Source organism: Actinopolymorpha pittospori (assembly GCF_014873875.1).
GTDB classification, from domain to species: Bacteria; Actinomycetota; Actinomycetes; order Propionibacteriales; family Actinopolymorphaceae; genus Actinopolymorpha; species Actinopolymorpha pittospori.
In genome coordinates, this window is record NZ_JADBEM010000001.1 from 1,092,552 (window position 1) to 1,110,470 (window position 17,919).

Annotated in this window: 20 protein-coding genes and 1 pseudogene; 8 read left to right on the forward strand and 13 right to left on the reverse strand. The window is 67.0% G+C overall.

Annotated elements, in window-relative coordinates:
- Positions 1-16 precede the first annotated feature (16 nt).
- Together HEB94_RS05070 and HEB94_RS54360 are read right to left on the reverse strand one after the other, a co-directional pair.
- The gene (locus HEB94_RS05070) at positions 17-460 is read right to left on the reverse strand and encodes a hypothetical protein (RefSeq protein ID WP_238361427.1); all 444 of its coding nucleotides are present in this window, start codon (positions 458-460) and stop codon (positions 17-19) included.
- 39 nt (positions 461-499) lie between these two features.
- Positions 500-679, reverse strand: a pseudogene (locus HEB94_RS54360) (TetR family transcriptional regulator); the annotation flags it as partial.
- A gap of 70 nt (positions 680-749) precedes the next feature.
- Here HEB94_RS54360 and HEB94_RS05075 point away from each other — a divergent pair.
- Positions 750-2,090, forward strand: a complete 1,341-nt coding sequence (locus tag HEB94_RS05075) for a glycosyltransferase (protein ID WP_192748840.1) — start codon at positions 750-752, stop codon at positions 2,088-2,090.
- An 83-nt stretch (positions 2,091-2,173) separates the two neighbouring features.
- Here the strand turns inward: HEB94_RS05075 and HEB94_RS05080 are convergent, their stop codons facing one another.
- Positions 2,174-2,350 carry a hypothetical protein gene (locus tag HEB94_RS05080; RefSeq protein WP_192748841.1) on the reverse strand — a complete coding sequence of 59 codons (177 nt, stop codon included), beginning with the start codon at positions 2,348-2,350 and terminating at the stop codon, positions 2,174-2,176.
- Positions 2,351-2,475: 125 nt separating this feature from the next.
- Here HEB94_RS05080 and HEB94_RS05085 point away from each other — a divergent pair, with 125 nt between their 5' ends.
- Entirely contained in the window at positions 2,476-2,814 is a 339-nt protein-coding gene (locus HEB94_RS05085) for a VOC family protein (RefSeq protein ID WP_238361428.1), read from the forward strand.
- Between the two features lie 117 nt (positions 2,815-2,931).
- Positions 2,932-3,360, forward strand: coding sequence for a GNAT family N-acetyltransferase (locus HEB94_RS05090; protein ID WP_192748843.1), 429 nt, complete (start codon positions 2,932-2,934; stop codon positions 3,358-3,360).
- A 179-nt stretch (positions 3,361-3,539) separates the two neighbouring features.
- Here HEB94_RS05090 and HEB94_RS05095 read toward each other — a convergent pair whose 3' ends face one another.
- The 4 genes from HEB94_RS05095 to HEB94_RS05110 form a co-directional block, all read right to left on the reverse strand.
- Positions 3,540-4,715, reverse strand: coding sequence for a macrolide family glycosyltransferase (locus tag HEB94_RS05095; protein WP_202896140.1), 1,176 nt, complete (start codon positions 4,713-4,715; stop codon positions 3,540-3,542).
- Between the two features lie 217 nt (positions 4,716-4,932).
- Complete coding sequence (locus tag HEB94_RS05100) at positions 4,933-5,289, reverse strand: MmcQ/YjbR family DNA-binding protein (protein WP_192748844.1); 357 nt, start codon at positions 5,287-5,289, stop codon at positions 4,933-4,935.
- A complete protein-coding gene (locus tag HEB94_RS05105) occupies positions 5,289-5,738 on the reverse strand; it encodes a TIGR03618 family F420-dependent PPOX class oxidoreductase (protein ID WP_192748845.1) in 450 nt (149 codons plus the stop codon). The genes HEB94_RS05100 and HEB94_RS05105 overlap by 1 nt, the downstream gene beginning before the upstream one ends.
- A gap of 150 nt (positions 5,739-5,888) precedes the next feature.
- On the reverse strand, positions 5,889-6,497 hold the full coding sequence (locus HEB94_RS05110; protein ID WP_192748846.1) for a hypothetical protein: 609 nt from the start codon (positions 6,495-6,497) through the stop codon (positions 5,889-5,891).
- Between the two features lie 101 nt (positions 6,498-6,598).
- On the opposite strand from HEB94_RS05110, the gene HEB94_RS05115 reads away from it, so the two are divergent.
- A complete protein-coding gene (locus HEB94_RS05115; RefSeq protein ID WP_202896142.1) occupies positions 6,599-7,093 on the forward strand; it encodes a carboxymuconolactone decarboxylase family protein in 495 nt (164 codons plus the stop codon).
- Positions 7,094-7,163: 70 nt separating this feature from the next.
- Here HEB94_RS05115 and HEB94_RS05120 read toward each other — a convergent pair whose 3' ends face one another.
- Positions 7,164-7,394, reverse strand: coding sequence for a hypothetical protein (locus tag HEB94_RS05120; protein WP_192748847.1), 231 nt, complete (start codon positions 7,392-7,394; stop codon positions 7,164-7,166).
- Positions 7,395-7,469: 75 nt separating this feature from the next.
- Entirely contained in the window at positions 7,470-8,726 is a 1,257-nt protein-coding gene (locus tag HEB94_RS05125; RefSeq protein WP_192748848.1) for a DNA sulfur modification protein DndB, read from the reverse strand.
- 412 nt (positions 8,727-9,138) lie between these two features.
- Here HEB94_RS05125 and HEB94_RS05130 point away from each other — a divergent pair, with 412 nt between their 5' ends.
- A complete protein-coding gene (locus HEB94_RS05130; RefSeq protein WP_192748849.1) occupies positions 9,139-9,975 on the forward strand; it encodes a hypothetical protein in 837 nt (278 codons plus the stop codon).
- Positions 9,976-10,174: 199 nt separating this feature from the next.
- Here HEB94_RS05130 and HEB94_RS05135 read toward each other — a convergent pair whose 3' ends face one another.
- The 3 genes from HEB94_RS05135 to HEB94_RS05145 are packed head-to-tail and all read right to left on the reverse strand — an operon-like array spanning position 10,175 to position 13,403.
- Positions 10,175-11,479, reverse strand: coding sequence for an FAD-binding oxidoreductase (locus HEB94_RS05135; RefSeq protein ID WP_192748850.1), 1,305 nt, complete (start codon positions 11,477-11,479; stop codon positions 10,175-10,177).
- A 17-nt stretch (positions 11,480-11,496) separates the two neighbouring features.
- Positions 11,497-12,921, reverse strand: a complete 1,425-nt coding sequence (locus tag HEB94_RS05140; RefSeq protein ID WP_192748851.1) for an MFS transporter — start codon at positions 12,919-12,921, stop codon at positions 11,497-11,499.
- On the reverse strand, positions 12,918-13,403 hold the full coding sequence (locus tag HEB94_RS05145) for a carboxymuconolactone decarboxylase family protein (protein ID WP_192748852.1): 486 nt from the start codon (positions 13,401-13,403) through the stop codon (positions 12,918-12,920). Before HEB94_RS05145 ends, HEB94_RS05140 begins: the two co-directional genes overlap by 4 nt.
- A gap of 37 nt (positions 13,404-13,440) precedes the next feature.
- On the opposite strand from HEB94_RS05145, the gene pdxR reads away from it, so the two are divergent.
- Positions 13,441-14,895 (forward strand): MocR-like pyridoxine biosynthesis transcription factor PdxR, encoded by a 1,455-nt coding sequence (pdxR, locus tag HEB94_RS05150; RefSeq protein WP_337917477.1) that lies wholly within the window; start codon positions 13,441-13,443, stop codon positions 14,893-14,895.
- A 349-nt stretch (positions 14,896-15,244) separates the two neighbouring features.
- On the forward strand, positions 15,245-15,451 hold the full coding sequence (locus HEB94_RS05155) for a hypothetical protein (protein ID WP_192748853.1): 207 nt from the start codon (positions 15,245-15,247) through the stop codon (positions 15,449-15,451).
- A gap of 200 nt (positions 15,452-15,651) precedes the next feature.
- Here the strand turns inward: HEB94_RS05155 and HEB94_RS05160 are convergent, their stop codons facing one another.
- The gene (locus tag HEB94_RS05160) at positions 15,652-16,581 is read right to left on the reverse strand and encodes a LysR family transcriptional regulator (RefSeq protein ID WP_192748854.1); all 930 of its coding nucleotides are present in this window, start codon (positions 16,579-16,581) and stop codon (positions 15,652-15,654) included.
- A gap of 292 nt (positions 16,582-16,873) precedes the next feature.
- On the opposite strand from HEB94_RS05160, the gene HEB94_RS05165 reads away from it, so the two are divergent.
- On the forward strand, positions 16,874-17,617 hold the full coding sequence (locus HEB94_RS05165; RefSeq protein ID WP_192748855.1) for a GAF and ANTAR domain-containing protein: 744 nt from the start codon (positions 16,874-16,876) through the stop codon (positions 17,615-17,617).
- Positions 17,618-17,919 lie beyond the last annotated feature (302 nt).

Sequence of the window (17,919 nt, forward strand, 5' to 3'; positions counted from 1 at the left end):
GCCGGCCGGCCGGCGATCAGCGTTTGAGGATGGTGTCGCGGATCGTGCGCGTGATGAAGGCCTGGTACTCCTCGTGCGACTTGCCGTCGAGGCGCACGAAGCGCACGTAACTCTCGACGCTGGTGATGACACAGCACGCCTCGACAAGATCGTCGAAGGCAACGTCGGTACGCAGCCAGCCGCGCTCACCGACCACCCGGAGGACGTTCTCGACCTGCCTCCTGATCCCGGCCAGCCTCTCGACAAGGTGATCCCGCAGCTCGCTGTCGCCGAGGGCCGCGCCGGTGACGGCAGTCCAGACACCGGCCGCCGGCTCGTTGATCGCGAGCATCGCCTCACCAACGAACGCCGCGAAGCCGTCCGCGTCACGGACCTCGATCATCGCTGTGCCGAGGTCGGTGGCGAAGAAGTCGACCTCACCCTCGACACCGAAGGACGCCACCTCTACCGCAGCCCACATGAGAGCTGTCTTTGGACCGTGCTTTTGCACCGTCTCGATCGACACGCCGGCCCGCTTCGCGATCTGAGCAAATGTCGCGGCCTGGTATCCGTTCTCGCTGAACACCCCAGCGGCGGCTTCGACAACGCGCCTTCGAGTCTCCGCCGCCTGACGCTGTCGCAGCTCAGAACGGTACGTGCGGGTGCGGCCCTCAGCTTCTGCCATATTGACTACCTTCATATGCAAATGAATACTGCTCCATGGGCCCCAATCCTATGCCGCCACCTCAAAGGGGCCACCGGGGGTCGTCATGTCTTCGATCTTGATCGCGGCCGTACCCATCCACGGGCACGTCACGCCACTGCTCGCGGTCGCGCAGCACTTCGCCGAACGAGGTGACCGGGTGCGCTTCCTCACCGGGTCCAGATTCGCCAGGGCCATCGAGGCGACCGGCGCCGAGCACCTACCTCTTCCCGCCGAAGCCGACTTCGACGACCGGCAGGACTGGAACCAGACCTTTCCCGAACGGGCCGCGCTGAAGGGCACGAAGGCGATCGCCCATGACATCGAGCAGATCTTCGTACGGCCCGGGCTGGCCCAGCACGACACCGCCATGGCGGCGCATGCCGCCGAGCCGGCCGACGCGGTACTGACCGACCCGGCGTTCATTGGCGGCGCCTTCCTACTCGGCCACCCGCCCGGGGTCCGGCGGCCACCCATCGTGATGTGCGGCATAACCCCACTGCCCATCTCCAGCCGCGACACGGCACCCTTCGGCATGGGACTCACCCCGCTCCGCGGCCCGTTCGGCCGGCTCCGCAACACCGCGCTCGCCATGATCACCGACAGGCTGGTGTTCCCACCGATCGAGCGGATCGCCGAGCAGATCTTCCACCAGCTCCACGGCCGCTCGATTCCGTTCGCGGTGCTCGACTGGCCGCGTTACGCCGAGGCCATCGTGCAGTTCACCGTGCCCGAGTTCGAGTATCCGCGGTCCGACGCACCCGCCACCCTGCACTTCGCCGGACCGATCTCAGCCTCCGGCTCGCAAGCGCCACTCCCCGCGTGGTGGCACGAACTCGACGGCTCGCGCCCCGTGGTCCACCTCACCCAGGGCACAATCGCCAACCACGACTACGGCCAGCTCATCAAGCCGGCGCTCGACGGGCTCGCCGACGACAACGTGCTGATCGCCATCGCGACCGGCGGACGCCCCGTGGAATCACTGCCGCCATTGCCCGCGAACGCCCGTGCGGCGGAGTTCCTGCCCTATGACGACCTCCTGCCAAAGACCGACGTCTTCGTCACGAACGGCGGGTACGGCGGCGTGCAGTACGCGCTGCGCTACGGCGTACCGATCGTGGCCGCTGGCAGTCATGAGGACAAGCCCGAAGTCATCGCCCGCGTCGCCTGGTCAGGTGTCGGTCGTCGCATCAGAACCGAGACCCCGACACCGGCCGCGCTCCGCCGTGCCATCCGTTCCGTGCTCGACGACCATCGATACCGAGGCGCCGCGCTCCGCGTCGCTGAGCACATGGCGGCCACGCGCGGAGTGCACCGACTCGCCGAGATCGTCGACAGCTTGATCGCCGACCTCCGACCGCCCGGCCTCATGCAACAGCCTGACCCATTCCGCGGCGCGGTTGGTTAGATGCACTCGTCTGGCTGGACACAGACGTGCTCATGCTGCTCGGCAGCGCAGAGGATTTCCCGACCGAGGTTGGACGCACCAAGTCAGAGGGACAGATCGCGCGACTCGCTGACCTCATCCCACGGATAGGACCACAGGAATACCCCTGCGAGCACGAAGAGAACAAGCGGGCCGATGCTTAGCCAGCCGACGACCAGCGCCAAGATCCCGCGCACAGCCATGGCGGCAACCACGAACAAGATCAGGGCTTTGAGCCACACCCTGACCTCTCCTCTCTGACGGATACCTGGCCACCTCCAGCTCGGCTACAGTCGCCATGTCAACCCGCTTCGTCCGAAAGAACCGTGCCGACGCCTCACGGAGGGAAGCAACCATGATCACTGGGATGCATGCGATCATCTACAGCCGCGATGCCGCTGCCGATCGGACGTTCTTCCGCGATGTGCTCGGCATTCCATTCATCGATGCGGGAGACGGATGGCTGATTTTCGCGGCGCCACCGTCGGAGCTCGCCTTTCATCCCACGGACAGCGACGGCAAGCATGAGCTTTTTCTCATGTGCGATGACGTGAATGCGGAAGTGGACCAGTTGGGCAAGAAAGGTATCGAGTGCAGCCCGATCACCGACCAGGGGTGGGGCCTCCTCACGTCGATTCGCCTGCCGGGCGGTGGCGACCTCGGCCTCTACGAGCCGCGCCACGCGACCGCTTCGGACGGGGCATGAACAATCGGCGCGTGCGAGCGACGCTGCGCGGCCTGAGTGTCGCCTTGCGAGGGCGGATTTGGCGCGCGCCCGGCAAAATTGGTTGCTACGCCGATGCTGTGCGAGTTGGGTACGTGCATGCTGATCAGCACACGGCCTGCGACGCTCGATGACATCGACGCCATCGTCCAGGTGCTCTGCATGGTCTCCGGCAACCCGGACCTGGCGGAGGACTTCCGACACGACGCGCTGGAGCAGGTTCGCGGCGAGATCGCTAACAGCATCACCTACGTGATCTGTGCCGCCGACGTGCGCGTCGGCCGGCTCCGCGTCGTCCGCACCACCGACTACATTGAAATCGCGGGTCTCCAAATCGACCCCACTTGGCAGGGCCAGAGCATCGGCACTGTCGTGATCAACGAGATCCTCGACGAGGGCCGTCGAGCCAGCCTGCCCGTCGAGCTGGACGTCGACAAGGACAACCCGAATGCCGAACGGCTCTACATGCGGCTCGGCTTCCACCGCGTCGGCGAAAACGGCAAGGACTACCGCATGCGCCGCGTCTAACTCGGCGGCCACAGCCCCGCGACGGCCCACTTGGGGGTTCCGGTCCCGGGCCGCCACAGACGGCCACCTCGTTTGATGCAACCGGCTACTAGTGCGGCCAAGGACTGCGCCCCCTGCTCGGCGGGACGTTGCCTTGCAAGGGGCGAGTCCAGGGCCGCCGTTTCTGCGTCGGGCGCAGATCAGCTCAGCATGTGCTCGATGAGGTCGGCCGCCCGCGCGGTGCCGCCCTCAGCACGCGCGTCGGACTGGAGTCGCGTCAGGCGGCTAGTGACCTCCGCATCAGTGTGCAGTTCGGTCAAGGCGGTCCGCAGGCTCTCGGCCGTGGCGTCGGCGGTGTCGATGCGGCGGGCCACACCCAGTTCGACGAGCCGATCGGCGTTCATGAACTGCTCCGCCGCCTGCGGGACGGCGATCATCGGGACACCGGACAGCAGCCCTTCACTGCAGCCGCCCATCCCGGCATGGGTGACAAAGGCATCGGCCTGCTCCAGGATCGCCCGCTGGGGCACCCACGAGTGCACCTCGACGTTGGGCGGGATGTCGCCGAGTTCCCGCACGTCGGCGTGCTTCCCGACCTGGAGTACGACATGCCAGCCGGGCAGGTTGCCGTAGGCCGCCAGACACTGGCGGTAGAACTCCGGCTGTCGCGTGTACGCCGAACCCAGGGAGACCAGAAGAACGTTCTCGGCATCGGCGGGACGCGTCCAGCCTTCCGCACCCCCACGCAGGTCGAAACAGGGACCGACGAACGTCACCGTCTCGGTGTCGACCTCGTCGGCGTGCGGTTGCATCGCTTCAGGGATCAGCGCCAGCGCCCGCGCGGGCCGTCCGGAGAAGTCGTCCATGTCGGTGGTGGACGCCCCGCAGTCGGCGAGCCACTGTGCGAACTTCGCCCGGTAGGCATCAGCACCCGGCAGGTGCCACAGGTGTGCCGCCATGTCCTCGCTGTAGCTCTTCCAACCGACAAAGGTCGGGGACAGTTGCAGGACGGGACGGTCCTGCGTCTCGGCGAGGGCGCGCGCGGCGTAGGCGCCGATGTCGTACAGGTAGAGGTCCGCGCGGTCCTGGTCGTAGGCGGCGCGCAGCTGGGGCAGAGCCTGAATCGCGTCGTCGAGGAAGAGCCCCATCGCGGCGATGGGATCCTCGGGCCAGTTGTTGTCGGCGACCGGCAGCACGGAGGTGCAGGGGACCAGTTCAGCGCTGGTGGATGCGATCAGGTCGGTCACGGCAGGGTCGTTGGCGTACGTCACCCGATGGCCGCGGGCCACCAGCTCGCGGATGATCTCGAGGCTGGGCAGGACGTGGCTGACGGCGGGAATGCCGACCATCGCGATGTGGGCACGGCGACGAGACATGGACGATCACTCATTTCGGGTCTACGGCGAAACAGATACAAGGAACCCGTGCGCTGACCGCCGCGAGAGGGAAGCCCTCCGGGGGGCGCACATGGGTACGCGGACGCGGACGGGAGCGTTGCCCCCGGGTCCGGGTCAGCCGTAGATCTGACAGAGCACCCCGGGACTCTAGCCCACCGCCGGTTCGCCGGGCACCTCAATTACGGCCCGCGACCGGTCAACCGGTTTGGATCTGCGCACGGACGGCTCGGGGCAGCTTGGCGACCACCAGCTCGTAGGAGTGGTCGATCATCCAGCCGAGCTCGCCGCTCTCGATGGAACCGTCGAGGTCGACGGTGTTCCAGTGCCGCTTGTTCTGGTGGTAACCGGGGCGGACCGACGGGTGACGGTCCCGCAGCTCCAGGGCCAGCTCCGGGTCGCACTTGAGGTTCACGCTGGCAGGGCTGCCCTCGAGCGGGACAAGGGCGAACATGCGGCCTCCCACCTTGAACACCGCGAGGCCCTCACCGAACGGGTAGTCCTCCACGGCTCCAGGTTGGGCAGCGCAATGCGCGAGCACGTCGTCTCGCGTCATCAGCCCTGCGGGTTGGAGTAGACGCGGCGGGGAGTGATGAGGACGGCGGCTCGTCGCTCCTGCGCCATCACCCGGTCGTAGGTGTCGAAGTCCTCGTGGGTACCGCCGGCGGCGCGGAAGATGTCCCGCAGCAGCAGCCTCAACGCTTCACTGTCAACGTCGGGATGCGGGTCGTCAGGGCCGATGATCTCGACGTCACCCTCGACGGTCGCCCACTGCCAGCCCGCCCGGGCGACGATCGTGGCTCGGGGGTTCGCACGCAGGTAGTCCAGCTTGCGGGAGCCGCCGATGGCGACGAGCGCGACAACCTGTCCTTGTCGCAGTGGATGGTCGAGAACGCCGGCGTTGACCACCGACGACTGGACACTTCCGTCGCCCCGCAACGCGCTGACCACACACAGCCCATGGTCGAGGGGTACCAGTTCAGCGAAGGCAGCAAGGTCACTCACGATCGGGTACGCCTCTCCCTAGCGTCGTTGTTGGCTATGCGGCACGTGGATCCAGCCTGCACCTTCCGCACCTGGGCCAGCCAACCAACTCCCGGGAAGTCCGCCTTCGATCGTCACGGCGCGTCGAGGCGGAGATTCGCGCTGCGCACCTCAGGACGTGAACTCCTTCAGAGCCTTGTCGACCTGGCGCGCGCTTGGTTCAGTGAACAGCCTCGCCTTACCGCCACCCTCCACGATCATCATCGACGGACAGATGGGAAGCTCCGCGTCGACGAGCATGGCCGATCCCACGCCCTTACCTGTGCGCGCCTCGTAGACGGTCACGTCGTAGGTCGCCGCATACATCGGAACCTTGCTGGCGTCGAAGAAGCAGGTCTCAACCTGCCTACCCACGCCGTTCCGCTCGAGACAGGCGATCAGCTGGACGGTGCTGCCCGGATTCTCCAGCGCGGGCGGCAGCTGCTGCTCACCGATCGTGCGCATGGTCAGGTGGTTGTAAGGGCCAGCGTCGCCGCTCTCCTTCTGCTTCTTGATCGCGACTTCAACCGGGTGAGGCCCTGGCCCGTCGTAGGCGGCTGCCGCCGGGAAGTATCCATGCTTGGCGCACGCGTCTGCGACGGTCGACTCGTCGGGGAGTCCCTCCATCGCCACCGGCTTCGACTGCGACCACCACGTGTAGCCGAGAACCCCGGCCACCAGGACGAGGACGATCACGACACCCCGAACTCGCCCGGACTCGTCACGACGTGGGTGTCTCATGGCTCAAGCACTCCTCCCACGGCGGGCGGCGACGAACGACGGATCCAACCTACGGCTGTCACACTTTGCCGGGCGACGGAGTCAAGGCGGTGTAAGCCACCATGACCGGCGAGGAGATCACCGTGGAAGCCCGACTGAACTTTTTCGGCAACGCCCTTGCGATGAAGGTCGCGAAGCACATCAACTCGGCAGGCGCGGTCCTGACCCAGTCGACGCTACCGGCCGCCACACAGGAACTGGTGAAGATCCGCGCCAGCCAGATCAACGGCTGCGCGCTCTGCCTCGACATGCACACCAAGGACGCCGTCCACGCCGGTGAAGACCCGGTTCGACTCGCCCTGGTCGCCGCCTGGCGCGAGGCCACGGTCTTCACCGAAGCCGAGCGCGCTGCACTCGAGCTCACCGAGCAGGGCACTCGCATCGCCGACGCAGCCGGCGGTGTCACCGACGAGGCCTGGGCCAACGCGGTCAAGCACTATGACGAGGACCAGCTCGCCGCCCTGGTATGCCTGATCGCCCTCATCAACACCTACAACCGCATCAACGTCACGCTTCAGCAGCCGGGCGGTGAGTACCAGCCCGGCCAGTTCGCATAGCTACCCCACTGCGTCAGGGGTGGGTTGGGCCACGTTCAGCAGCGCGGTCCCGCCCACCTGGGCGGCGCACTCATGTCGAGCCGAGCGCTGGGAGTTGGTCGAGGTAGTCGCGGGTGGTGCCTTCGCCTGCGAAGCGTTGGCGAAGGATGGCGGCAAGTTCGGCCGAGCACATCAGAAGCGACGGGACCGATCTCTTCGCCCCGTCGGTCAGGGCTCGGCCGCCCTGCCCCACGGCCTGCTCCAGTTCCCCCGCTCTGGCGGCGACCACTCCGAGCGTGATCCGGGCCTCCGCACGCCGCATCGGGGACCGGTCGTTCGTCGCACGGAGAACATTCCCCGACCGTACCGATGTACGGTCGGGGACAGTCATCAGTGCTCAGGCAAGCCCGCGAATGCGGTGGTAGGCGTGGGACGTGCTGTCCTCAAGAGCAGTCGCCGTCTTAGACCCGTTGTCTTTTACTCCTCCAGCAAGCGAGAGCCGACCTGAAGCCGTTGCCTTACCTGCGATCCCGTCCCATGCATGAGGGTCCCTGCTCCAATTCACGGATGAGAGCATCTGGACGAGGTCGGCGTGCGGGCGACGTGCACCAGTAGTCCACGACAGGCTCCGATGCGCGACTGCACCTAGAGAAGCAAGCACCGCAGGGGCCGCGATTACAGTAGACGTTCGGTTTGCGAACTGACTCTGGAAAGCCTGGAAGAGCACCCCAGCAACATGGACGATCTCATCCCTAGCATCCTCTTCCTTTAACCCAGTAGGGATGGCCTCCGGAGTAACAGCGGCACTAGTCATCTCAATGCCCGCACGCCCAAACAGCGCCGTAACCACGAACGAACGCAGGGTAGATAGAGTCATCCATTCGTCGTCCTTGGCACCCAACTGCCGCTTGTTGACCGAGACGAGAGTCTTCAACGGCACGTCAATTCGAGTCCGTGGATGCTCGACTACCACGCCCTCCATGATAGAGACAGCAATACCAGTCGCGATGTCTCGCGAATCCGAATTCAGGGCAACAGTCTTGTTCGGAATGACCCCTAGCAGGTTCCTATCATGGAAGATCTGTCGAGCAGCCGCCAGATCAATGCCGTGGTAGATCTCTACGGCGATGGTCCGGTTACTCACCTGCTCTTTCGTCATCCCGTATACCTGTGGAGCCTCGGCGAGCAGGACATGGGCGAGGTGCTGCGTCTCTGCATCCACGAGAACACCGTTGACATCGAAGGGAAGATACGCGATGACGTCCTCCCCGAACGGGCCTTGCGCAGCAACATGCTCAAGATCATTCGGAATCCACAGGGCGAACGGAGGCGTTGTCCACCCCGGGCCCAACTGACCACGGAGACCGCGAGCAATGTAGCGAGCATAGTCGCCGGCGTTCTCCCCCTTCTTCGTCCTGTTGATCATCCGCTGCACTTCGTTGCGAATTTCCGCCTGCTCACGGTCAGCCGCCGACGCGTACTGCAATGCCTTCGGGTCCTCAGCGCGGCGCGGATCCGGAACGATCCGGGACAGGCGACCCCACGGCATGGTCCCGATTGAGAGGTGCTCGTGCACCTTCATGACCCGAACAGGTTGACCTTTGTCCACTGCGATCTGCACAGGTGCCGCGGCGGCGGTCGATGCGTCTGTCATGGTAGTTCCCCCCAAGATGGGCTACATAGGAGCAACCGGATGGTTCCTGACAGCAGGAACCATAGCCCGCAGTTCGCCCATCCGCAACTAAGGGGGCAGAACTCACCCGATCCTCCCCCCGCAGTTCACCTCATCTGGCCCGCGGCACGGCTGTGGTCTTGCGCCTACATCACGCCGTAGGGCACCGGGTACCCGATCGACGAATCGGACTGACGTCCTGTCACTGCGTGCGTGCGAGGTGTTCGACCGCCCGCGCTGCAGGACGACCCCAGCTGCCCTCTTCCAAAAGACCCGCGAGGCTTGCTTTGGGATCTGTAGCCTCCTGGTTACCGATCAAGGTCCTGGGCGTTCATGTCATCACTTCCTTCGGTCGGATGCCGTGGGCGGAAGCTGACTCGTGAGGAGCCGTGACGTGACGACACCCACCAAGCGATCTGCCCAGTCCATGGTCAGACCGGCCCTGCAGGGCGCACTCGGCGTGGCATCCTTCGGCGCCGGCGTGGCCGCAGTCTTCATGACCGACAACGGTGGAGGAGCGGTAACCCTGCTGCTAGTGGGCAGCGTGCTCCTGTTCCTACTCCTGACGGACCTGGACATCAGGACCATGGAGTGGGGTGGAGCCAAGCTCACGCTGAGCCGAAAGGCGTCCGAATTGAACGCCAGGGCCGACGAAGCGGCTAGCCGCGGCGATCTGGTTCAGGCGAAGCACCTCCGCGAGCGTGCACAGGACCTACTCGAGGCCATGCGTCCGACGGCCTCGCTATACGGGACGATCCGCGAATCCATATCCCCCGGGCCTGAACGCACGCGGCTACTGGAGCAGGTTGCGGCGGATGCTCGCCAAGAGGCGGCGACGCGAACCTTCGAGAAGGAAGACGTACGTCAGCGACTCCTCGGGACCGCCGAAGGCGAGCGCATCACCGCACTCGCGATCATGCAGGAACGGCCAGAACTGCGTGACTTCGACGCGGTACTCGCCACCATCGACAAGTCCCGTAGCGCCTTCGAGCTGTACCACGCCCTGGATCTTGCCTCGATGATGCTCGGCGACCTCAGCCCGGATCAGCAGAAGAAGTTGCTCGAGGCCATTGATCGAGGAAGGTCTGGTGGCTTCATCCTTCAGGGCACGGACCGGTGGAGTCTAAGCGACACCATCCGCACGAGGCTGGCGCCATCGCGAGAGCGGACAGACGAGGCCGACTCGAACGGTAGGACCGTCGCGCGCGGTGACGGCCGTCCAGCTTCGTAGCTTGGTCCGAGCGCCTATACCCGGCCTGGCGGGAGGCGCACTCATCTCGAGCCGCGCGCTCGGGGTTCGTCGAGGACTGAGTCGGAGGGGACCCACCGTGTCGCCGCTTGACCAAGGCGTACGGCAGACGGTGATTCTGCGGTTCGAGGTGCTTTTCTCCTACGCCCGCCCCGAGCAGCAGGCTCCTCTTCTGATCCCTTCAGCCTCCCACCGGAAAGTTCGATCGAAGGAGGTTGTGTGGGTCGCGTCGGCGCTTGACGCTACGCAGGCGGGCGAGCGTGGCGGGGGTGAAGGCGTCGGCCAGGGTCTCGGTCGGGTTGAGGAAGGTGAGGGGCTTGCGTCCACTGACGGGAAGACTGTCGGCGAGGGCGCGCTGCTTGGCGGTGACTGCGTCGGCGGTCGCCGGGTCGCTGGGGACGCCGAACAGATAGAGCGCGTAGGGCTCGCTCAGCGGGCCGTGCGGGCTGTCGGACGGGCGGGTGAACGCGCCGCCCAGGTGCCGGATCTGCGCGCTCAGTAGCGGGGCGATCGGCTCAGCCAGCAGAGTCTTGACCGTGGCGTCGTCCAGGTCTGTGAGCAGCTCGCAGCGCGACATGCCCGGCCCAGGGTCGGTCGGTTCCGCGGTGATGGATCCGAGCTCGGCGACCGACATGGTCCGCCTGCTGTCAGACAGCGGCCGGGGCAGGTCCTCCAAGGGGCTCAGCAGGTCACGCGCCTCGCAGGCATCGCCGAGGTAGGTGGCGTCCACGGCGACCATGGGGTCGGAGCCGGGGAAGTGCAGCAGGTCCATCCAAACGGTCAGCTCGTCGGGCGCGGTGGTGGTGATCTGCCGGTAGGCCTCCATCACGTACGGGGCGTGCAGGGCGTCCCACAGCATCCGCCCGCCGAACAGGCGACGTGCGGGATGCAGGGAGACTTCCAGGTTGGTGACGATGGCGTAGTCGCCGCCACCACCGCGCAGGGCCCAGAACAGGTCGGGGTCGGTGTCGGCGGTGACGTGCCGCTGCCGGGCCTCGGCGTCGACGATGTCGAAGGCTGTGACGCTGTCGGCGACCCAGCCGTATGTGCGGCCGAACCAACTCAGGCCACCGCCGAGGGCGACGCCGGTGACACTGACGACCGGTGAACTGCCGGGCAGGCCGGTCAGTCCGTACGGTGCGGCGGCGGCCTGGACTGCGCCGGTGGGCACGCCTGCGCCGATGCGGGCACGGCAACCGTCCGGGTCGATCTGGAGGGTGTCCATCCGGCCGGTGCGCAGCAGGATGGCGCCGTTGGTGCGGCCGGTGGCTCCGTGCCCGTTCGGCTGGGTGGCGATGCCGAGCCCGGCGGAGCGGCTGTAGCGGACCAGCGCGGCGACGTCGTCGGCGTCGGCAGCCTCGACGACGGCCGCCACCGGTTGCTCCACGGCCAGGTTCCAAGGGCGGTGGGCCGCGTCGAAGCCGGTGTCTTCCGGCAACAGGACCCGACCCCGGACGACGGAGCGCAGCGTGTGCAATGCGTTCATGATCTCTTCTTTCGGTGTCAGGCGGGGATGCGCGGGCGGCGGGCCGGGGTGAAGCCGAGAGCGACCAGGGCGGTGAGGGCGATGCCGGCGGCCGCGACGAAGAAGGCGGCTCGCAGGCCGTCAGCGGTGGCGGCGCGCAACGCCGAACCTGTCATGCCATTGGTGGAGGCGCTCGCGATGGTGACCAGGATGGCCAGGCCGACGGCTCCGCCGATCTGCTGGGCGGTGGACGCCACTGCAGAGGCGACACCTTGTTGGTGCGCGGCGGTTCCGGCGGTGGCGGCGCCGAACATCAGCGTGTAGCCGGCGCCCTGGCCGATACCAAGGACCATCAGGCCTGGCAGCAGCGCCAGGTAGGAGCCGCCAGTGGACAGGCTCAAGCCCACCACGAGCGTCCCGAGGCCACCGACCACCAACCCGGCGATCATGGCGGTGCGGGTGCCGCGGGCGGTCGCCAGGCGTCCGGCGAGTTGGGATCCGGCGACGATGGCGGCCATCGGCACCAGGAAGGCCAAGCCGGTGCGCAGCGCGTCGTAGCCGTGGACCAGCTGGAAGTAGCTGGTCAGGAAGTACAGCAGGGTGCCGAACGTCGCCATGTACAAAAAGGTGACCAGCGCGCCGGTGCCCAGGTCCCGGCGGCGCAGCAGCCGCAGCGGCAGCAGCGGGTCCGTGCCGCGGGACTCGATGACCGCGAACGCCGTCAGTAGCAGCACACCGGCCACCGCCGCACCCAGTACCGACAACGCAGTCCACCCGTACTCGGGTCCTTGAACGAGGGCGAACACCATGAGCGTCGTTCCGGCGGTTACGGTGAGCGCTCCTGCCAGGTCGAACCTGCGCCCACTCCTCTGCGCGCCACCGCGCGGGACCAGCGGCAGGGCCAGCAGGGCGGCGGCGCCGGCCAGCGGCACGTTGACGAAGAAGACAGCGGACCAGCCGAAGGCACCGGTCAGTACCCCACCCAACAGCGACCCGAGGATCATGCCGCTGCCGCCGGCGGTGCCCCAAACCGCGAACGCCCGGTTCCGCGCACGGCCTTCGGCGAATCCCGTGGACACCAGCGTCAGCGTCGCGGGAAACAGCAACGCGCCGCCCAGCCCCTGCGCCGCGCGGGCCGCTACCAACGGCAGAGTCGCGGTGGCCAGCCCGCCGGCCAGCGACGACACCGCGTAGACCACCAGCCCCAACACGAACATCCGTCGTGGCCCGAGCAGGTCCACGGCTCGTCCGCCCGACAGCAGGAACCCGCCGAACGCGACCGCGTAGGCGCTCACCACCCACTGCAGCGTCTGCGCCGAGAAGCCAAGCGCCGAACCGATCTCCGGCAGAGCCACGTACACGATGTTGTAGTCGAGAGAAATGATCAACTGGGCGAACGCCAGCAACGTCAGCGCCGCGCCCGGGCGCCGAAACCGCCCCGCCTGGTTGCCGTTGCCGGTCATCGCCGCACCCCCGGGCCCTGCGGGACCGGCACCTTTCCGGTGCTCAGGGCGATGCGGTTCCAGGTGTTGATCGTGCAGATCAGAGCCAGCAGCCCGGCCAACTCGTGCTCGTCGAAGTACGCGGCAGTACGGGCATACAAGTCGTCAGGGATACCGCCCTGGGCCACCAGGGTGACGGCTTCGGTCAGGTCGAGCGCCGCGCGCTCCTTGTCGGCGAAGAAGCCCGCCGCCTCCCTCCAGACAGCGATCATGTGGAGCCGTTCCTCGCTCTCACCGGCCTTGCGCGCGTCCGAGGTGTGCATGTGCAGGAAGTACGCGCAGCCGTTGAGTTGCGAGGCGCGAATCTTGACCAGTTCGGCGAGGGCCGGGTCAAGATCCTGGCACGCTGCGGCGTCCAAGGAGATCAGTGCCTTGAACGCCGTGGGGGCGGCCTTGGCGAAATCGAGTCGGGGGGTGCGAGGGACAGTGTTCTCGTGCGTCATGATCACCACGCTAAGGCGATGAAAGACCTGAGATAGGGTGCATTTCCTGCCAGATTCATGGGTCAATCTGGCGGAGCGGCTCGGCAGTGACCTGCATCTGGAACTGGCAGGTCCCGGCAGCCGCCGCTCCGTCCTCATCCGCGCGCTGCGCAACGCCGTCCGGGACGGAAGGCTGGCCCCGGGCACCCGGCTGCCGCCGTACCGTTCCCTCGCCGCCGACCTCGGCCTCGCCCGCAACACCGTCGCCGACGCCTACGCCGAACTCGTCGCCGAGGGATGGCTGCTCTCCCGGCAAGGCTCGGGCACTCGGGTGGCACCCCGCGCCGAACCCGTCCAGCTCCCACGCGTACCGAAGAAGACCCCCGCACGCCCGGCCATGCCAGCGCACAACCTCAGGCAGGGCCAGCCAGATGTCGCCTCTTTCCCCCGCTCGGCCTGGCTGGCCGCCGCCCGCCGCGCGCTCAACGCCGCACCCAACGAGGCCTTCGGACCGGGTGATCCGCAAGGACGCCCTGAACTACGCCGGGCACTGGCCGATTACCTCGCACGTGCCCGCGGCGTCCGTACCACGCCGGACCGGATCGTTGTGTGCTCCGGCTTCGCCCATGCGCTGCGGCTACTCTTCGGCGGCCGAGTCCTGCGCGGCCCGCTGGCCGTGGAGTCCTACGGGCTCCCCTTCCACCGTTCGGTCCTGGAGGCCGCCTCCGTCCGTACGGTCCCGATCACGCTCGACGAGCACGGTGCTCGTACCAGCGAACTGGGGACCCTCAAAGGAGTACGGGCGGCACTGCTCACGCCGGCACACCAATTCCCAACCGGAGGACCCCTTCACCCCGAGAGGCGCGTCATCGCGGTGGACTGGGCCCGAACCTGCGGCGGCCTGATCCTGGAGGACGACTACGACGGCGAATTCCGCTACGACCGTGAACCGGTCGGCGCGGTCCAGGGACTCGACCCCGAGCGAGTCGTCTACATCGGCTCCATCAGCAAGAGCCTGTCGCCCGCGTTGCGGCTCGGCTGGATGGTCCTGCCCGAGCGCCTCCTCACCCCTGCCCTGACCGCCAAGGGCGAGCGGGAAGCCTGGGCAAGCGTGACGGATCAGCTCACCCTCGCCGACTTCATCGACTCGGGCAACTACGACCGCCACATTCGCCGGATGCGCCAGCGTTACCGCTCACGCCGTGACCGCCTCCTCGCCACCCTCGCCGCCCAAGCCCCGCACATCGCCCCCACCGGCATCGCCGCAGGACTGCACGCGGTGCTGCACCTGCCACCGGGAACCGAACGCTCCGCCGTCAAGGCCGCCGCCTGGCAGTCGATCGCCCTGGACGGGCTCGCCGACTTCCGCCACCCGGCCGCCACCATGCCCGGCCACGACGGCCTCGTCGTCGGCTACGCCACGCCGCCAGACCACGGCTACGGACCTGCGCTGGAAGCGCTGTGCCGAATCCTCCCTCAGGCCCCGGTCGGAGCTGGCCTGCCTTCCGTATAAGGCAGAACTGCCGCGAGGCGCCGGCTCGGTCGAAGGTTCTTCCGTCCGCACGCCGCTGCAACAGCGCACTCGTCGTAGACGCGCACACAGGGCCCCTACGGGAAAGGGCCGCACATGCGGCGGAGGGTGCCACCTGACGATGACCTGGAACTCCTCGGGAGCCTCGAGCTTGTCGATGCGGGCTGCGGATGAGGGGTGCGCTGAGGCAGTGACCAGTGCCAAGGGTCGCGTACGGTGGTGTCGGAGATGTCGGCGACGGCTGAACCGGATCCACGTCCCGGCCGTGAAGATGCATGGGCGCCGTACCCTGGCTCCCGAGTCCGTAGCCGCGGTGGTGAGGAGGCAACCCGTGAAGGGTTGGGTTTCGGTGGTCCTCGGTGTGCTGCTCCTGCTGGCCGGCCTGGTCTGGTCGTTGCAAGGCTTGGGCGTGATGGGCGGCAGCGCGATGAGCGGCAAGACGATGTGGGCGGTGATCGGGCCGATCGTGGCGGTGGTCGGCCTGGTGCTGCTGGTGCTCGGCGGCCGGTGGCTGCGCCGCGCCGGCGCGCGCGCCTGACCAGGCCCGGTGTCGTGACGGCCTGGATCGCCGCGACGAACCCCACTGCACCCACCGCGCCGTGCCCGCCGGCTCCTGTCGGTACAGGTGGGTGTGCAGTCGCAGACGCCATGTAGGGCGTTGGCGTGGAGCTGTCCTGTTTCACCGCGAGAGCCTAGGCTCGTGATCACCACTTGTCACGAGCTCCACTCGGATCGGGGTTAGATGGTGAGCGCGGCGGTGCGCAATGCCTCGGCGACCCTGATGACTGGCTCCGACGGATCGCCCGGAAGTCTGGCGAGGAGGATGCGCCGCTGTTCGCTCTGGCCGCCGCGTACGGGCAGGACACGCACTCCAGGTGGTACGGCGTCTTGGAGCACTGCAGGGATGGTTGTGAGGCCGAAGCCGGCGGCGACGAGGTGGAGCTTCGCCAGCCAGTCCCGGGCGGCGTGCGTGATCTCGGGTCGTTCGTCGAGACCGGGCCATACACCCAGCTGTGGACCTTCGGCCGGACCACCTCGAACGATCCCGCCGCGGCCGGAGATCCAGGGTTGTCCGTGCAGGTCGGTGACGTCGACATAGTCGCCGCGTGCGAGGGGGTGGGTGGCGGGAACAGCGATGCGGCAGCTGTGTTCGGTGAGGGTCTGCGTCGCCAGCGCCGGGGTCTCGGTGTCGAGCGGGTGATACGGCGGCATGGAGACCAGCAGTACGAGGTCCAACTTGAAGGTGCGTAGCGCGCGGACGAGCCTCGGTGTGCTCTCCTCGCAGCTGATGACGGTGATCGCGGGGTGCTTGTCACGGAGGGCGGAGAGTGCCCGTGGGACAAGAAGTACACCGGCACTGGGGAACCAACCCAGCCGGACCGTACCTGCCTCGTCCGGGATGCCCGCGACTTCCCGTGCGGCCGCGTCCATCTGGTCGACCGTGGCCGCCGCATGATGCAGCACGATCTGCCCAGCTTGTGTCGTGCTTACTCCGTTGTGGTGGCGCTCCAGCAAGGGAGTGCCGGCGGCGCGTTCGAGTGAGGCGATCTGGCGTGACACCCCGGACTCGGTATAGCCGAGCGCAGCAGCTGCGGCGGTGAGCGTGCCGCGCTCCGCCACTTCGCGGAAGACGCGAAGGGAAACGAGGGAGGCGTCACCGAGCGCCATGACTACTACGCATACCCGGTCTGACGAACTCTTGCTGGCCAGCAGTGCCGGGCCTTCCTAGTCTGAGGACGAGGCCGCGCTTCCGGTAGGTCAAGGTCGCCTCGGCCGCCCGCGAAGCCCCGGGCGCGCGTTCTCATACCGATACGTTACGTCGGCGCGGGCGAGTGTGTCCCCAAGTGCATTGCCGCCGGCACCGGCGCAAACGTACACGCCTGCGGCCTCTCCCGTCTCGGGCTATTCGGTCCGACAAGTTTCGGCAGCTCTCAAATGTCTATCTATGCGATGGGATGAAATGCCCGACGATATAAGCAATGAGCTCTTTGCGTCGCTTCAGTGCCTCGTCATCGCACTGCCATCTCTGCGGCCGTATCTCGACCGACTGGCATGGGCCGCAGGTACCATCGTAGACCCTCCCGCTTGGTGCGGCATCACATCGACGCACGGCGGGTGGCCCGTGACCCTCAGCGTCAGCGACGACCGCGCAAGGCTCGCCGACCAAGAGCAGTACAACCTGGGCCAAGGTCCGTGTCTGGATGCTATGCGGGACGGCAAGGTTGTAGAGGTGGTGGACCAAGAAATGGATGGAAGGTGGACGCAGTTCCACGGCACGGCATTGGGCCTCGGCATCCGGTCAATGCTGAGCCTTCCGATAAGTGGCGTGTCTCGGCGCCCCTTGATAACGCTCAACTTGTACAGCGAGAGGCCGCGGGCTTTCACGGGAGTGGAGCGGCAGCAGGCCGAGTCCTACGCCAACTTTGCGTCCAGGACGCTGGTCAAGTGGGTTCGCGACTGCACCCAGGATCGCCTGGCTCGGGAGGTCGAGCAAGCCATCAGGACGCGGACGCTTGTCGAGGAATCGCTCGGGATTCTGATGGTCCAGCACCAATGGGACGCACCCATGGCTTTTCGTCGGCTGCGCACCCGTGCCGGAAATGACGCGAGGTACCTGGGCGTCACAGCATCTGAGGTCATCGCGGAAGCCACCGGGCGCCAGCCCATCGAGCCATACCCGTTCGGACTGTGCCCAAGGCAATAGGAACTGGTGTCTCCCTCCCCGTCGGCGGGCGTTGCTCACGCGTCCCGCCTCATTCCCGGAGCCAAGGCCCGACGACGGCGGTCGGATGAGGCCAATGGTCAAGGAGATCAACCGGTACCCCCGGCAACCCCTTCGGTCGGCGCGTCGAGACCGTACCCACAAGTAAACGGCCACCGGTCCCTTTAGAGGGGATGGTGGCCGTTCGCTGAGCTAGAACTAAGCCGCGGGGCTGATCGGTATGTAGAGCCCGCACTCACGTAACAAAGAGCCGCGCCCTCAGGTGCGTCGCCCGGATCGCATGA

What these genes read in the sequence shown, in the direction of transcription:
- HEB94_RS05160 (WP_192748854.1), bottom strand. Translation starts at nt 16,581, where the DNA reads ATGGCGCTCGGTGACGCCTCCCTCGTTTCCCTTCGCGTCTTCCGCGAA.
- HEB94_RS05145 (WP_192748852.1), bottom strand. Translation starts at nt 13,403, where the DNA reads ATGACGCACGAGAACACTGTCCCTCGCACCCCCCGACTCGATTTCGCC.
- HEB94_RS05165 (WP_192748855.1), top strand. Translation starts at nt 16,874, where the DNA reads ATGCCCGACGATATAAGCAATGAGCTCTTTGCGTCGCTTCAGTGCCTC.
- HEB94_RS05090 (WP_192748843.1), top strand. Translation starts at nt 2,932, where the DNA reads ATGCTGATCAGCACACGGCCTGCGACGCTCGATGACATCGACGCCATC.
- HEB94_RS05075 (WP_192748840.1), top strand. Translation starts at nt 750, where the DNA reads ATGTCTTCGATCTTGATCGCGGCCGTACCCATCCACGGGCACGTCACG.
- HEB94_RS05100 (WP_192748844.1), bottom strand. Translation starts at nt 5,289, where the DNA reads ATGACGCGAGACGACGTGCTCGCGCATTGCGCTGCCCAACCTGGAGCC.
- HEB94_RS05135 (WP_192748850.1), bottom strand. Translation starts at nt 11,479, where the DNA reads ATGAACGCATTGCACACGCTGCGCTCCGTCGTCCGGGGTCGGGTCCTG.
- HEB94_RS05120 (WP_192748847.1), bottom strand. Translation starts at nt 7,394, where the DNA reads ATGCGGCGTGCGGAGGCCCGGATCACGCTCGGAGTGGTCGCCGCCAGA.
- HEB94_RS05125 (WP_192748848.1), bottom strand. Translation starts at nt 8,726, where the DNA reads ATGACAGACGCATCGACCGCCGCCGCGGCACCTGTGCAGATCGCAGTG.
- HEB94_RS05110 (WP_192748846.1), bottom strand. Translation starts at nt 6,497, where the DNA reads ATGAGACACCCACGTCGTGACGAGTCCGGGCGAGTTCGGGGTGTCGTG.
- HEB94_RS05115 (WP_202896142.1), top strand. Translation starts at nt 6,599, where the DNA reads ATGACCGGCGAGGAGATCACCGTGGAAGCCCGACTGAACTTTTTCGGC.
- HEB94_RS05140 (WP_192748851.1), bottom strand. Translation starts at nt 12,921, where the DNA reads ATGACCGGCAACGGCAACCAGGCGGGGCGGTTTCGGCGCCCGGGCGCG.
- HEB94_RS05095 (WP_202896140.1), bottom strand. Translation starts at nt 4,715, where the DNA reads ATGTCTCGTCGCCGTGCCCACATCGCGATGGTCGGCATTCCCGCCGTC.
- HEB94_RS05085 (WP_238361428.1), top strand. Translation starts at nt 2,476, where the DNA reads ATGCATGCGATCATCTACAGCCGCGATGCCGCTGCCGATCGGACGTTC.
- HEB94_RS05070 (WP_238361427.1), bottom strand. Translation starts at nt 460, where the DNA reads ATGTGGGCTGCGGTAGAGGTGGCGTCCTTCGGTGTCGAGGGTGAGGTC.